The sequence below is a fragment of the Flavobacterium sp. SORGH_AS_0622 genome, from assembly GCF_030818825.1.
Lineage (GTDB): Bacteria > Bacteroidota > Bacteroidia > Flavobacteriales > Flavobacteriaceae > Flavobacterium.
The window spans coordinates 181,711-197,756 of record NZ_JAUTAX010000001.1; the positions used below are offsets into that span (position 1 = coordinate 181,711).

At 35.3% G+C, this 16,046-nt stretch carries 11 protein-coding genes; 4 read left to right on the forward strand and 7 right to left on the reverse strand.

Annotation, left to right across the window (positions count from 1 at the left end):
* Positions 1-19: 19 nt before the first annotated feature.
* Positions 20-1,540, reverse strand: coding sequence for an alpha-isopropylmalate synthase regulatory domain-containing protein (locus QE431_RS00820; RefSeq protein ID WP_057115844.1), 1,521 nt, complete (start codon positions 1,538-1,540; stop codon positions 20-22).
* Positions 1,541-1,645: 105 nt separating this feature from the next.
* Between QE431_RS00820 and QE431_RS00825 the strand changes: the two genes are divergently transcribed.
* Positions 1,646-1,783: a hypothetical protein gene (locus tag QE431_RS00825; RefSeq protein ID WP_307291687.1), complete on the forward strand. Its 138-nt coding sequence runs from the start codon at positions 1,646-1,648 to the stop codon at positions 1,781-1,783.
* Here the strand turns inward: QE431_RS00825 and leuD are convergent.
* The 4 genes from leuD to QE431_RS00845 all read right to left on the reverse strand — a co-directional run bounded on the left by leuD (position 1,780) and on the right by QE431_RS00845 (position 6,370).
* The gene (leuD, locus tag QE431_RS00830) at positions 1,780-2,376 is read right to left on the reverse strand and encodes a 3-isopropylmalate dehydratase small subunit (protein ID WP_057115845.1); all 597 of its coding nucleotides are present in this window, start codon (positions 2,374-2,376) and stop codon (positions 1,780-1,782) included. The two genes, QE431_RS00825 and leuD, sit on opposite strands and share 4 nt — an antisense overlap.
* Before the next feature lie 169 nt (positions 2,377-2,545).
* The gene (gene leuC / locus QE431_RS00835; protein WP_307291689.1) at positions 2,546-3,940 is read right to left on the reverse strand and encodes a 3-isopropylmalate dehydratase large subunit; all 1,395 of its coding nucleotides are present in this window, start codon (positions 3,938-3,940) and stop codon (positions 2,546-2,548) included.
* A gap of 517 nt (positions 3,941-4,457) precedes the next feature.
* Positions 4,458-5,378, reverse strand: a complete 921-nt coding sequence (locus QE431_RS00840; protein ID WP_307291692.1) for an AraC family transcriptional regulator — start codon at positions 5,376-5,378, stop codon at positions 4,458-4,460.
* Between the two features lie 188 nt (positions 5,379-5,566).
* Positions 5,567-6,370, reverse strand: a complete 804-nt coding sequence (locus tag QE431_RS00845; protein WP_307291693.1) for an SDR family oxidoreductase — start codon at positions 6,368-6,370, stop codon at positions 5,567-5,569.
* A gap of 459 nt (positions 6,371-6,829) precedes the next feature.
* Between QE431_RS00845 and QE431_RS22495 the strand changes: the two genes are divergently transcribed.
* From QE431_RS22495 to QE431_RS00855, 3 genes are all read left to right on the forward strand, one after another.
* Positions 6,830-8,335, forward strand: a complete 1,506-nt coding sequence (locus QE431_RS22495) for a PHP domain-containing protein (protein ID WP_373428824.1) — start codon at positions 6,830-6,832, stop codon at positions 8,333-8,335.
* The gene (gene dnaE, locus QE431_RS00850; protein WP_373428949.1) at positions 8,310-11,366 is read left to right on the forward strand and encodes a DNA polymerase III subunit alpha; all 3,057 of its coding nucleotides are present in this window, start codon (positions 8,310-8,312) and stop codon (positions 11,364-11,366) included. Before QE431_RS22495 ends, dnaE begins: the two co-directional genes overlap by 26 nt.
* A gap of 178 nt (positions 11,367-11,544) precedes the next feature.
* Positions 11,545-12,483 (forward strand): outer membrane beta-barrel protein, encoded by a 939-nt coding sequence (locus tag QE431_RS00855; RefSeq protein WP_307291694.1) that lies wholly within the window; start codon positions 11,545-11,547, stop codon positions 12,481-12,483.
* Positions 12,484-12,712: 229 nt separating this feature from the next.
* Here the strand turns inward: QE431_RS00855 and QE431_RS00860 are convergent, their stop codons facing one another.
* Together QE431_RS00860 and QE431_RS00865 are read right to left on the reverse strand one after the other, a co-directional pair.
* Positions 12,713-13,705 (reverse strand): Gfo/Idh/MocA family protein, encoded by a 993-nt coding sequence (locus QE431_RS00860; protein WP_307291696.1) that lies wholly within the window; start codon positions 13,703-13,705, stop codon positions 12,713-12,715.
* A gap of 228 nt (positions 13,706-13,933) precedes the next feature.
* A complete protein-coding gene (locus tag QE431_RS00865) occupies positions 13,934-16,036 on the reverse strand; it encodes a prolyl oligopeptidase family protein (protein ID WP_307291698.1) in 2,103 nt (700 codons plus the stop codon).
* Positions 16,037-16,046 lie beyond the last annotated feature (10 nt).

Below are 16,046 nucleotides of genomic sequence, written 5' to 3' on the forward strand. Positions count from 1 at the left end.
ATCTTAGTCTCTTAGCACCTTAGGCTATTACGTTAAGCATTTTCTGCGTTGCAATAATCGCTGCAACGGTTTGATCAGAGTCTAATCCGCGGGTTTTGAATTCTTTTCCGTTGTTGACCCATGTAATGATGGTTTCGCACAACGCATCAGAACTACTTCCTGGCGGGATTCTTACTGCATAATCAATTAATTTTGGGAGCGTTAATTTTTTGCTTTTATAGATTTTGGATAAAGCATTCATAAAAGCATCAAACTGACCGTCTCCCTGTGCATTTTCTTCGATGATTTCCTCGCCAAATTTTAAACACAAAGTGGTCGATGGACGCATTCCCTTTGAGTGTACTAATATATAGGACTCAATTTTTATTTTTTCTTCGTAAGTATGACTGTCCAAAACATCTGAAATAATGTATGGAAGGTCTTCCTTAGTTACAGTTTCTTTTTTGTCGCCCAATTCGATAATTCTTTGGGTAACCAATTTTAGATCTTCATTGTTTAGTTTTAAACCTAATTCCTGAAGATTTTTTTCGATATTGGCTTTTCCAGAAGTTTTTCCGAGAGCATATTTTCTTTTTCTTCCAAAACGTTCTGGAAGTAAATCATTAAAATATAAATTGTTTTTATTGTCTCCATCGGCGTGTATTCCAGCTGTTTGTGTAAAAACATTATCGCCGACAATTGGCTTATTGGCAGGAATTCTATAACCTGTAAAAGTTTCCACTAATTTACTGACCGTATATAAAGATGTCTCTTTAATATTAATGCTTACTTCTGGCAGATAATCGTTTATAACAGCAACAGTACTTTCAAGGGGTGCGTTTCCAGCACGTTCTCCCATTCCGTTTACCGTAACGTGAAGTCCGTTTACTCCAGCTTTTATGGCTTCCATAACATTAGCGATACTTAAATCGTAGTCGTTATGAGCATGAAAATCAAAATGAATTTGAGGATATTTTGCTCTAATTTTCGAAATAAATTCAAAAGTCAAAGACGGAATTAAAACTCCTAAAGTATCGGGAAGTAAAATTCTTTTTACGGGCTGCGTTGCTAGAAAATCCAGAAATTGAAAAACATATTCAGGAGAATTTCGCATTCCGTTGCTCCAGTCTTCCAGATAAACATTCGTTTCAATATTATTTTCTTTAGCTAAAGCTATTATTTGAGCGATTTCAGAAAAATGCTGTTCTGGTGTCTTTTTTAATTGATGTGTTAAGTGGTTCATTGAACCTTTTGTTAACAAATTTTGCACTTTAGCACCAGCTTTTTTCATCCAATCAATTGAAACACCTCCGTCAACAAATGAAAGCACTTCGATTCTGTCAATATAACCGCGTTCTTCAGCCCACGAAGTAATGCCTTTTACAGCTTGAAATTCTCCTTCGCTTACGCGTGCTGAAGCAATTTCGATTCTATCAATATTTAATTCTTCCAGCAATAATTGCGCAATGGTTAGTTTTTCTGCAGCAGAAAAAGATACTCCTGAGGTTTGTTCACCATCACGAAGCGTCGTATCCATTATTTCAATTTTTCTTTTTTCCATATTGATGTTTCTAACGGGTCGAATATTATTAATATCCTATTTAATTTTGATGCTGATTTTACGGATTCGCTTTACGAAGACGCTGATAAAACGGATTTTTTTATATTGAATAGAATAAAATCCGTGGCAATCCGCGCTTTTGCGAAAGGAAATCAGTTTCATCCGCGTCCTATTATTCTAGAAAGACCCGACTGGTCTTTGAAACCTGTCGGGTCTAATATCCTGAATGAGATTTCTATTTAGTAAGGAAGTTTATCAGCGAAAGCTTTAATATCTTCTTTCATATCTTGTAAATAATCAATATCATCAAAGCCATTAATCATATTGTTCTTTTTGTAACCGTTAATAGCAAAAGATTCTTGCTGACCAGTTGACAATAAAGTAATAGTCTGTTCTGGTAGATTGATTTCTAATTCTGTTTTAGGATCAGCTTCAATCGCTTTGAAGATATTTTCCAAAAACTCTGGGCTAATTTGTACTGGTAAAACTCCAATATTCAAACAGTTTCCTTTAAAGATATCAGCAAAGAAACTAGAAACTACAGCTCTAAATCCGTAATCGTAAACTGCCCAAGCAGCATGCTCTCTAGAAGATCCTGAACCGAAGTTTTTTCCTCCCACAAGGATTTTTCCAGAGTAAGTTGAATCATTTAAAACGAAATCTGCTTTTGGAGTATCGTCTCCGTTGTATCTCCAGTCTCTAAAAAGATTGTCTCCAAAACCTTCACGTTTTGTAGCTTTTAAGAAACGAGCTGGAATAATTTGATCTGTATCAACGTTCTCAATTGGCAGTGGCACTGCACTGCTGGTAAGTATATTAAATTTATCGTATGCCATTTGATTTTTGATTTTAGATTAACGATTTCTGATTTTAGATTTATTGCTAGAACGTAAAATTGTAATCGTTAAATTTTTTTGTAAAATGTAAATTGAAATTTTAGAAGATTTTTTAATGAAGTGTGCCGAAATCTTAAATCAGAAATCGTTAATCTTCATTCATAAATCTTTAAAAAAGCTCTCTTGGATCTGTTAGTTTTCCTGTAACCGCAGCTGCAGCAGCCATAATTGGACTTGCAAGAAGCGTTCTTGAACCAGGACCTTGACGGCCTTCAAAGTTTCTGTTTGAAGTACTCACTGCATATTTTCCAGCAGGAACTTTGTCATCGTTCATTGCTAGACAAGCAGAACAACCCGGCTGGCGTAATACGAAACCAGCTTCTGTCAAAATATCTAAAATACCTTCTTCTTTAATCTGAGCTTCAACAACGTGAGAACCCGGAACTAACCAAGCGGTAACATTCTCTGCTTTTTTTCTTCCTTTTACAATTTCTGCGAAAGCTCTAAAATCTTCAATACGTCCGTTTGTACAACTTCCTAAGAAAACATAATCAATTGGTTTTCCAATCATCACATCATCTTCGTGGAAGCCCATGTAGGCTAAAGATTTTTTATACGTTTCCTCACCGCCTTCAACTTGGTTGGCATTCGGAATATGTTTTGTAATACCAATTCCCATTCCTGGGTTTGTACCGTAAGTAATCATTGGTTCGATATCTTCCGCTTTAATGTTTAATTCAGCATCAAACACAGCATCAGCATCCGTTTTAAGAGTTTTCCAATATTCAACAGCTTTTGTCCAAGCTTCACCTTTAGGGGCATATAATCTTCCTTCAAGGAAATCGAAAGTAGTTTGGTCAGGAGCGATCATTCCGCCGCGAGCACCCATCTCGATACTTAAATTACAAACTGTCATACGGCCTTCCATAGTCATGTTTTCAAAAACATCACCAGCATATTCAACAAAATATCCTGTTCCTCCGGAAGTAGTTAATTGAGCGATAATATAAAGTGCAACGTCTTTTGGACCAACACCTTTGCTTAATTGACCGTTTACGTTAATACGCATTTTCTTTGGTTTAGGCTGCATAATACATTGAGTAGAAAGCACCATTTCAACCTCAGAAGTTCCGATACCAAAAGCAATAGCTCCAAAAGCACCGTGAGTAGATGTATGCGAATCCCCGCATACAATAGTAGCACCTGGCAAAGTAATTCCGTTTTCAGGACCAACTACGTGTACAATTCCATTTTTTTGATGACCTAATCCCCAGTGAGAAATTCCGTATTCGATTGCATTGTCTTCAAGAGCTTTAAGCTGATTAGCAGAAAGCGGATCCTGAACTGGTAAATGTTGGTTTATGGTTGGTGTATTGTGATCTGCAGTTGCAAAAGTACGTTCTGGATATAGTACGTTAACGCCTCTTGATTTTAATCCTAAAAAAGCAACAGGACTCGTAACTTCGTGAATGAAATGGCGGTCAATAAAAAACACATCTGGTCCATCTTCAATTTTACGCACTACATGTGAATCCCATACTTTGTCAAATAATGTCTTACTCATTTTTATTTTTTTTAATTGTAATTTCTATAACCACAGCAATCTCCTGTTCATTATAATAGCAAAACAAAAGTAAAAAAAGATAGAAAAGCGTCAATTTCAATATTTCATTATATACGATACCCAAATTAAATTACAAATTGCGAAACTGCTTTTATGCATTAAAATTTGAAAGAAAAATGATAAAGAAATTGATTTTGATTTTCTTTTTCGGCTTTAATTTTCCTTGTTTGTTTTTTGTTTTAATAGTTTGCAAATTTATCTCAAAATCGCTATAAAATATAAGGATTTAATTAAAAAAATCTAACAAAATGAATAAAAATAGTAATAATTGTTAGTTTTGATTTCTGTGTGCAAACTATGCTTTTGCGGTTTTTTAAAGCTTTTAAAGGAGTTTTATGGACATTATTTAGATTCAATAAAGTATCAAAATACTACGACATCCAAGAAGTATATTTTTATAAAATTTTATGTTTTTTTTAGTCAAAAAGGGAATTTTTGCTGCTAATAATTTTGAAAATTAGTTCAATGAATTTTTAAATTCGAGAGGAGTAAGGTTTGTTTTCTTTTTAAATAATTTACTAAACGACTGTGGATATTCAAAACCCAGTTGATACGCAATTTCTGCGACTGAAAGATCGGTAGTAATTAGGAAATCCTTTGATTTTTCAATCAGTTTTGAATGAATGTGCTGCTGTGTATTCTGTCCGGTTAAATTGCGGAGCATGTCACTTAGATAGTGAGTAGACACGTTAATTTTGGAGGCAAGAAAATCTACTGTTGGTAAACCGTCTTTTAGGGTTTCGGCATTATTTATATAATTATCCAGTGTTTCTTCAACTTTGACTAATAAGTCGTGACTGATTGTTTTTCTGGTAATAAATTGACGTTTATAAAAACGATTACTGTAATTCAGCAAAACATCAATATAGGAAACAATTACATCCTGGCTCATTTCGTCTATAGCGTTCCGAAGTTCAGTGTCAATACTGTTTAATAAACCTATAATAATTGTTTTTTCGCTGTCAGAAAGATGCAGTGCTTCGTTGGTGTCATAAGAAAAGAAACCATATTTCTTGATGTTTTTCCCTAAAGGATAATTTCGAATAAAATCTGGATGAAAAAGCAGCGTATAGCCGCCATATTCAGCACCTTCTTCATTTTCGGTAAAGATTAGCTGATTGGGAGAAGAAAATAGTAATCCGCCTTCATTAAAATCATAAAAACCTTGTCCATAACCCATTTTTCCATTGGTAGAAAATTTATAAGATATTTTGTACAGATCAAGTAAAAAGGCATAGTTTGCCAAATCTTCGTTTATAACCAATTGTGTATTGTCTATTAAACTCACCATCGGATGAAGAGGTTTTTGCAGTTTAAGCAGGTCATGAAACTGCGATATAGAGGAAATCTTTGCAGGGTTATTTTTTTTCTTTTCCATAATATAAAAATATAAAATATGACATTAAAAGACTAATGAGGCTTTCCGAAAAGTATTAAACAAGCTCTTTGATTTATGAAACATCAGCTTCGGAGAAGCGAAATATTTTTAATACTGTTGTATTTCGCTCCGCTGGAGCTTAATAAAAAGAACGTAAAATACTTTTTGGATTGCCTCATCAGGAATTATTATGCTTCAAAAAACTGTTTTCCAAATGCAGTACGAAAAGCTTCGTCGCCTTGTTCCAATCTTTGCTGGTACAGTGCTTTAGCATCTTCTCCGGCTACATATCTTAATTTAGTTTTTCCGTCTGTAGCGGCTTCGTAAACTACATCTGCAATTTGTTCTGCAGTTGATGCCATTTCAAACATTGCATCTACATTTTTAAACATTTTGTCTGCCATTGCCTGATATTCAGGTTTAACTCCGGTGTCAAGAGAACCATGAAGAAATTCTGTTTTGATCCCTCCTGGAGAAACTGTTTTAATATTTATTCCAAATGGATTTAATTCATAAGCCATGCTTTCGCTCCAGCCTTCTAACCCCCATTTTGTTGCGTGATAAATTGATCCTAAAGGAAAAGAAATCAATCCGCCAATTGAAGTTGTCGAAATAAATAATCCGCTTTTTCTTTCTCTGAAATACGGGATAAAAGCATTTGTAACACGAATTACTCCCAATAAATTAGTATTCAATTGTTTTGTGATCTGATCATCTGAAAAGCTTTCTAGAGGGCCAATTAACCCATAACCAGCATTGTTAAAGACAATATCGATGTCACTAATTTCAAGTGCTTTTTGAACTGTATTTTGTATTTGATCGTAATCTGTAACGTCTAACGGTAATAGCGTTACGTTCTTTAAATTAGAAAGTTCTGTTTCTTTTTCTGGAGTTCTCATAGTTGCAATTACATTCCATCCTTTTTCGTGGAATAATTTTGCTGTTGCTTTTCCTAAACCTGATGATGCACCTGTGATAAAAATTGTTTTCATGATTATTATTTTTTAATTGTTATAATTTGATGAAGCAAAGTTCAGGATACATCACAGTTTAAAAGTGTTCATTTTGGTGTAATGAGTGTTCAAAATGAATAATCGATGATTTAACGTAAAATTATAACGCGGATGACACGGATTTGCTTTGCAAAAATGCTGATTAAAACGGATTTTGTATTTTATCTGAAAAACCCGTTTTAATCAGCGTCTTTCGTGATAACGAATCTGTGTCATCCGCGTTGAAATCCATATTTTGAGTTTTTTAAGAATTACATTTTACAAGGTGTTAAAAGTGCTTTTGTTAACAACTTTCGCTTCGTTATTTCTCTAAAAAAAGCGTAAATTTGAAATTCTTCCATTTTTCATTTCGCATTTTGTTATGTTTCATGTTGTCAATGTTTTGCAATGTGTAGGATTTGAAATTTTGGAGCTTTAAAATTTGATTTTTACAACTCTATGTATTTAATATTCGATACCGAAACAACCGGATTACCAAAACGATGGGATGCCCCGATAACCGATTCTGATAACTGGCCCCGCTGTATACAGATCGCTTGGCAGCTTCATGACGAAATGGGACAGCTTATTGAGCATCAGGATTATTTGGTAAAACCAGAAGGATTTAATATTCCGTATGATGCCGAACGTATTCACGGAATCTCGACTGAATTGGCTGAAGCCGATGGAATCTCTTTGGCCGAAGTTTTAGAAAAATTCAACATCGCTTTAAGCAAAACCAAATTTATCGTTGGTCAGAATTTAGGTTTCGACGTTAATATTATGGGAGCTGAATTTCATAGAATGGGCGTGGATTCTCCTATGGGTACAATGCCGGTTTTAGATACTTGTACAGAAGTTACGGCTTCGTTATTGCAGCTTCCTGGAGGTCGTGGAGGAAAATTCAAACTTCCAACCTTAACAGAATTACACAGTTATCTTTTCAATCAGCCATTCGCGGAAGCGCACAACGCAACTGCCGACGTTGAGGCAACTACGCGTTGTTTCTTGGAATTGGTAAGAAGAGAAGTTTTTACCAAAGAAGAATTAGACGTTCCGAAGGAATATTTTAAAGAATTTCAAGATAGAAATCCGCAGGAATTTAAACTGATTGGTTTAAAGCATATCAATTTAAAAGCGGCTTCTGAAAAAGTTAGGGAACAAATCAAAGCTTTACAAGTTGATGATACTCCAACTGTAGTTTCAGAATCTGATAAAGCAGATTTTAAAGCAGCAAAATTTGCTCATTTACACAATCATACACAGTTTTCGGTTCTGCAGTCCACTATCGGAATCGGAAATATTGTTGCGGCTGCAGCCAAAAACGGAATGCCTGCAGTTGCCATGACGGATACCGGAAACATGATGGGAGCTTTTCACTTTGTGAGTGCCGTTATGAACCATAACAAAGCAGCATCTGGAAAAAACAAAGCTCTGGTTGAAGCGGGAGAAGAGCCAACAGAAACTGAGGTAAAACCAATTGTTGGCTGTGAATTTAATATCTGTGAAAATCATTTAGATAAAAGCAAAAAAGACAACGGTTATCAGGTTGTTTTACTGGCGAAAAATAAAGCTGGTTACCATAATCTGGCGAAAATGGCTTCGATTGCTTACACGGAGGGATTTTATTATGTTCCGAGAATTGACCGAAAAATTGTGGAGCAATATAAAGCAGATATCATGGTCTTGTCTGGGAATTTATACGGAGAAATTCCGAGTAAAATCTTGAATATTGGTGAAAATCAAGCAGAAGAAGCTTTAATTTGGTGGAAAGAACAATTTGGCGAAGATTTCTATTTAGAGGTAATGCGCCACAATCAGGAAGATGAAAATCGCGTAAACAAAACCCTGATTGAGTTTTCACAAAAGCATAATGTCAAATTAATTGCGACCAACAATACTTATTATTTAAACAAAAGAAGATGCCAATGCCCACGATATTTTACTTTGTGTAAAAGACGGTGAAAAGCAGGCAACACCTATTGGACGCGGTCGAGGATATCGCTACGGACTTCCAAATCAGGAATATTATTTCAAGTCGGAAGAAGAGATGAAAAAACTCTTTGCCGATTTGCCAGAAGCGATTATCAATATTCAGGAAATTATAGATAAGGTTGAAGGATATTCTCTTTATCGAGATGTATTGCTTCCGAAATTTGATATTCCAGAAGAATTTATGGTTCCCGAAGATGAAGCAGACGGCGGTGTTAGAGGGGAAAATAAATACCTGCGACACCTTACTATGGAAGGTGCCAAAAGAAGATATGGCGAAATTACAGAATCGATTCAGGAACGTTTGGATTTTGAATTATTAACGATTTCGAATTCTGGATATCCAGGTTACTTTTTGATCGTACAGGATTTCATCGCCGAAGCCAGAAAAATGGACGTATCGGTAGGTCCCGGACGTGGATCTGCGGCAGGTTCTGCCGTTGCGTACTGCCTCGGAATTACCAACATTGACCCTATTAAATACGACTTACTTTTTGAGCGTTTCCTTAATCCTGACCGTGTATCGATGCCCGATATTGATATCGATTTTGATGACGAGGGTCGTGGACGTGTAATGGATTACGTAATCAATAAATATGGTCAAAAACAGGTAGCTCAGATTATCACTTATGGTAAAATGGCAACCAAATCGGCAATTCGTGATACCGCTCGTGTATTGGATTTACCTTTGTTCGAAGCCGACAGAATTGCCAAACTGATTCCGGGAATGATGCCGTCAAAATGGAATTTGGCACGTTTTATTTCTGAAAGTGAAGAAGAGGTAAAAAAAGCACTTCGTTCTGACGAATTTGATAATGTAAAAGAATTAATCGCGATTGCCAATGAAGATGATTTGGCAGGAGAAACCATTCAGCAGGCAAAAATCCTGGAAGGATCAATGCGTAATACTGGAATTCACGCCTGCGGGGTAATCATTACGCCGTCGGATATTACGAATTATGTTCCCGTTACAACCGCAAAAGATTCTGATTTATATGTAACCCAATTTGATAACTCGGTTGCAGAAAGTGCGGGACTGCTTAAAATGGACTTCTTGGGTCTGAAGACCCTTACGCTGATAAAAGATACCGTTAAACTGGTAAAATATAGAACAGGAATTGATTTAGATCCAGATAATTTCCCGATTGATGATGAAGAAACGTATGCGCTTTTCCAAAGAGGTGAAACGGTAGGTATTTTCCAATACGAGTCACCTGGAATGCAGAAATACATGAAAGATCTGAAACCAACAGTTTTTGGAGATTTAATTGCCATGAATGCACTTTATCGTCCGGGACCTTTGGAGTATATTCCGTCTTTCGTTCGAAGAAAAAATGGTGACGAAGAAATTAAATACGACTTAGATGCCTGTGCCGAATATTTGTCTGAAACCTACGGAATTACGGTTTATCAAGAGCAGGTAATGCTTTTGTCTCAGTCTTTGGCAGGATTTACAAAGGGTGAGGCCGACGTTTTGCGTAAAGCGATGGGTAAGAAACAAAAAGACGTACTAGATAAAATGAAGCCGAAGTTTGTCGAACAAGCTGCTGCTAAAGGTCACGATGCTAAAATTCTAGAGAAAATCTGGAAAGACTGGGAAGCTTTTGCGAGTTACGCTTTCAACAAATCGCACTCGACTTGTTATGCTTGGATTGCGTATCAAACGGCTTATTTGAAAGCGCATTATCCTGCAGAATATATGGCAGCGGTACTTTCGAATAATATGAATGATATTAAACAAGTGTCATTTTTCATGGAAGAATGTAAGCGTATGGGATTACAGGTTTTGGGTCCCTGTGTAAATGAATCGTATTATAAATTTACGGTAAATGATGAATATGCTGTTCGTTTCGGAATGGGAGCGATTAAAGGTGTTGGTTCTGGAGCCGTTGAAACTATTGTAGCCAACAGAAAAGACGGAAGATATAAATCGATTTTTGATTTGGCGAAGCGAATTGATTTGCGTGCTGCCAATAAAAAAGCGATTGAGAATTTAGCTCTTGCCGGTGGTTTTGATTCATTTGAAGGAACAACCAGAGCGCAGTATTTTCATGATGATGGCGACGGAATTACATTTTATGAAAAAGCAATGCGTTATGGATCGAAGTTTCAGGAAAATGAAAATTCCTCTCAGGTAAGTTTATTTGGGGAAACCAGCGAAGTACAAATTGCAGAACCAGTTGTGCCTCCATGCGAGGACTGGAGTACAATGGAAAAACTGGCCAAAGAAAAAGAAGTTGTCGGAATTTATATTTCTGGACATCCTCTGGACGATTTTAGATTTGAAATGAAATACTTCTGTAATGCCCGATTAGAAGCATTAAAAAGTATGAATGAATATGTGGGTAAAAATTTAAACTTCGCCGGAATCATTAATAACGTACAGCACCGTGTAGCTAAAAATGGAAAAGGCTGGGCTGTATTTAATTTAGAAGGATATGACGAAAGTTATGAGTTTAAAATTTTTGGTGAAGAATATTTAAAATTCCGTCATTTCCTGATTCAGAATAATTTTGCCTACATAAAGATATTGATAAAAGACGGTTGGGTAAATCATGACACAGGTAAAAAATCTGAACCGAGGATGCAGTTTGTAGAGATACGACAACTGCAGGATATTTTAGAAGCTTTTGCTAAGAAACTAATTGTCCTATTAAATATTAAAGATATTCAGGCAGAATTTATTCATAAGCTGAGTCATTTGTTTAACGAGAACAAGGGAGATAATTCTGTGACTTTTGAAATCATGGAATTAGAAAAGATAAAACGATTAGTTGAGGTAGAAACACCAACAGATTTTGAAGCCGATGATGCCGTTTTTGAAGATGAAAATGAAAACGAAGATGAAGTACTTGAAAGTACAAAAGTGCAAGAGGTAAATGAGGTTGAAGAAATAAAAGTCGTGACGAAATTAACTATGCCAAGTCGTCGTTTAAAAGTGAGAATTTCAACTGAATTATTGCAGGAATTGGAGAAAATGCAGATCAATTTTAAATTGAACTAAAAAATTAACAGTTAAAATTTAACCAGATGTTAATTTTTTTAGTTAAAAATATGCATGCATAATACTTTTTTAGTAATATTGCCCAAAATTACAACGTTTTCGTGCCAAGTCTAACTTTACAAACTACAAGAATATGTTAAAATACTCTAAGTTTGTATTAATCAATTAAATCAGAATTATGAAAAAGAACCTATTTTTATTAGGATTATTAGTTTGCTCTATGGCCACAATGGCGCAAACAGAAAAAGCAGATAAACCAGAAAGCTGGTATTTTAAATTGGGGGGATCTTATTTCAACCAAACTGCTTCAACTGAATTTCCAACTGTTGGAGGAAATGCTGCATTAGATAGAACTTATGTAGGAGGAAAATTGGTTTCTGAAAAAAGTATTACAGGTTCTTTTGGACAAGGTTTTAGAACTGGTATAACTGCAGGTTACCGTTTTTCAACACGTATAGGAGTTGAATTAGGAGTTAATTACTATACTAGTAATGATAAAACTATGGCACAGACTACTTCAGATCAGCCATATATCCCTACATCTGCAACTACAGGAATTTACAACTTTAAATCAGTTGGTCAAATTACAGCATTTGATGTAGCTCCTGCAATTGTTATGTTTTTAGGAGAATCTAAAGGATTTGAGCCTTATACTAAAGTTGGAGTTTTAGTTCCAATTCACGGAGATTTAGAAATCAAAACTGATGCTGTTGCTCCAGTTGGAGTTAATCCAGGTACTGGTGCTCCAGTTTTTGGAAATGTTCATAGTGTTGACAAAGTAAAACCAAATCCAACTATCGGATTTACAGCTGCTGTAGGTACAACTTATAAACTTACTTCGCATCTTTCAGCTTTTGCAGAATTAGAATACCGTAACTTTACAGTTCATGGTAAAACAAAAGAAACAACTGATTTTACTGTAAATGGAAATGATGCTTTAGCTTCTAGAACTACAGCTCAAATCCATACTAATTACAGAGATGGTTTAGATGTAAATTCAAACAATGCTTTAACAAATCCAAATGGAGTTAATAAGGATAAACCAATGGACGAATTAAGTTCTTATGTTGGAATTTCTGGATTAGGATTAACATTAGGGATCAAATACAGCCTATAATTTTATAGCTTTTTATAGCTTACAAAAAGAGGATATTCATAACGAATATCCTCTTTTTATTTCTAGAATTTTCTTCTATTTATTTTCGTTTGATTTGTCAGGCTGAGCGGAATCGAATCCACCAAAGAGATTCTACAAAGATTGGCATTTTTGATCGCAGAGTATTCCTTTGTTAGGATGAGAAAATTATAAAAAGTACTCGCTCTTCGACTTCGCTCAGAGTGACAAATTAGGATTTTGTGTTCCTAAACTCTTTCAAAACTTCATCAATAACCCAAGTCGTTCTTGAACCAGAAATTCCTTTTGATGGAGAAGCGCCATCTCCTAATAGTTCAGCAATAACAGTTTCTATAAATGGCTGTTGAATATGTAATGGATTTTCTATCGTAATACTTTCTTTTTCTCCATCTGCATATTGAATATGCAAAGGATCATTGCCAAAAGTTGAGAAAGAAATTTTTCCTTTATCACCCACAATTTCAGTATTATCATAACGTTCAAAACTGGCAAAATTCCATAGACCAGATCCGTGAATTCCGTTTTCGAATAAAAACGACATCGAAACAGCATCTTCAGCAGGATAAGCTTGTAATTGAGAAGTTGCATGACCGCGAACTGATTTTATCGGACCTAAGGCGAAATCTAGAAAATCTAGAGTATGACACGCTAAATCAACAAAAATTCCACCCCCGGAAATGTGAGGCAGAACAGTCCACGGAAGATTGATTTCATCATCATAGCGCTGTTCAAAAGGATGATATAAAACACAGTTTACATGTCTTATTGTTCCTAATTTTCCTTGGTCGATAATTTCTTTTATTTTTAAGAAACGCGGTAAAGCTCTTCTATAATAAGCAACAAACAACGGAACATTATGTTCTTTGCAAACGCTGATCATTTCATTACATTCTTCAAAAGTCAGCGCCATTGGTTTTTCAACATAAACTGGTTTTCCGGCTTTGGCACATAAAATAGTATATTCTTTATGAGATGAGGGAGGAGTTGCGATATAAACAGCATCGACTTCTGGATCGTTTATTAAATCTGCGGCGTTTGAGTACCATTTCGGAACATTATGGCGTTTTGCATAATCTTCAGCAAGTGCGGCATCTCTTCGCATTACAGCAACTAAAGCAGAGTTTGGAGCCTTCTGAAAAGCTGGTCCGCTTTTTACTTCGGTTACATTTCCACAGCCTATAATTCCCCATTTTATAATTTTCATCGTTTGGTTTTTTAGTTTCTCAAATTTAAAAAAGGTTTGCCACGAATTACGCGAATTGCCACGAATTTATTTTTTGAATTTTTGCCACAGATAAAAGGATTTTCACAGATTAAATTAAAAGCACGCGAATAAATCATTTTAATCCTTTTATATGTGGCAAAAAAGAAAGCCACAAATTCACAAAATATATTCGTGAATTCGTGGCTTAAAAAAGTCCAGTTTAAAGTTTTACTTTTTCGGTAAAGCTTTAAAACCCATATTGTAAAGTGTGAAAGCTTGAATGTCTACATTTTCTTGTATCGAAGCAGCAACAGATTTTCCTGCACCGTGACCAGCTTTAACATCAATTCTAATTAAGACTGGATTTTCTCCTGTCTGTTTTTCCTGTAATTCAGAAGCAAATTTGAAACTATGCGCTGGAACCACACGATCATCATGATCACCTGTAGTAACCATTGTTGCAGGATAATGAGTTCCTTTTTTAACATTATGAACAGGAGAATATCCTTTTAAGTATTCAAACATTTCTTTGTTGTCTTGAGCAGTTCCATAATCAAAAGCCCATCCTGCACCAGCTGTAAAAGCATTGTAACGAAGCATATCCATAACCCCAACCGCTGGTAAAGCCACTTTCATTAAATCAGGACGCTGCGTCATAGTTGCTCCAACTAATAAACCTCCGTTCGATCCTCCGCGAATAGCTAGATAATCTGATGAAGTATATTTTTGAGCAATTAAGTATTCTGCCGCAGCAATAAAATCATCAAATACATTTTGTTTTTGCAATTTTGTTCCTGCATCATGCCATTTTTTACCGTACTCGCCGCCGCCTCTTAAATTGGCAACTGCATAAATACCTCCGTTTTCCATCCAAACAGCATTTGCAATACTGAAACTTGGAGTTAAACTAATATTGAATCCACCGTAACCGTAAAGGATAGTTGGGTTTTTACCGTCTAATTTTGTTCCTTTTTTATAAGTAATAATCATTGGAACTTTTGTACCGTCTTTTGAATTGTAGAATACTTGTTTAGACTCGTAATCTTCACTTTTAAAATCAACTTTTGGTTTTTGATATACTTCTGATTTACCAGATTTTGGTTCAAAAGAATAAATACTTCCTGGAGTTGTGTAATTTGTAAAGCTGTAGTACAAAATCTTTTCTTCTTTTTTGCCGCCAAATCCGCCTGCAGTTCCAACAGCAGGAAGTTTGATTTCGCGAACCAATTTTCCGTTGTAATCATATTGCTGTACAAACGAAACAGCATCTTTTGTATAATTAGCAAAGAAGTATCCTGCTCCAGTTGAAGGAGATAAAACATTTTCAGTTTCTTTGATAAAATCTTTCCAGTTTTCCACCTTCGGATTTGCAGCATCTACAGTAACTACGCGTACGTTTGGGGCATTTAAGTCAGTTTCTATAAATAACTTAGTTCCCTCATTTTCAATAATTGAGCTTGAACTATTGAAATTGTCTACAATCGTAACAATTGGACTATTAGGTTTCGTCAAATCTTTGATGTACAATTCATTTCCATAAGTAGAATTGGCTGCAGAAATAATTAAAAAATGATCATCTTCGGTAACGTAACCGCTTACATATCTTCTTTTTTGATCTGCACCAAAAATTACTTTATCCTCTTTTTGAGAAGTTCCCAGTTTATGAAAATACAATTTATGCTGATCTGTTTTGGCAGATAATTCACTTCCTTTAGGTTTGTCATAACTAGAATAGTAGAAACCTTCATTTCCGTGCCAAGAAACCCCGCTGAATTTTACATCAACCAAAGTATCTTCTAAAACTTTTTTAGAAAGAGCATCAATTATAATTACTTTTCTCCAGTCGCTTCCTCCTTCAGAAATAGAATAAGCGGCTTTGTTTCCGTCTTTAGAGAAATCTAAACCTCCAAGAGAAGTTGTTCCGTCTTTAGAAAATGTATTCGGATCTAAGAAAACTTCTTCTTTTCCATTTGCATCTTTTCTATAAACAACAGATTGATTTTGAAGGCCATTATTTTTAGAATAATAAGTAAACTTTCCTTCTTTAAAAGGAGCACCTATTTTTTCATAGTTCCATAGTTTTTCCATTCGTTTTTTAAGTTCTTCACGAAACGGAATTTTATCTAAATATCCATAAGTAACTTCATTTTCTGCTTTTACCCAAGCTCCAGTTTCTGCAGATTTGTCGTCTTCAAGCCAGCGGTACGGATCGCTTACTTTGGTATCAAAATATACATCAACAGTTTCTCCTTTTTTTGTTTCAGGGTATTTTAGCTGCCCGAATGAAATTCCTGCGGTTGTAAGTGTCATTAATAAAAATGTTTTTTTCATAGTTAGTTTT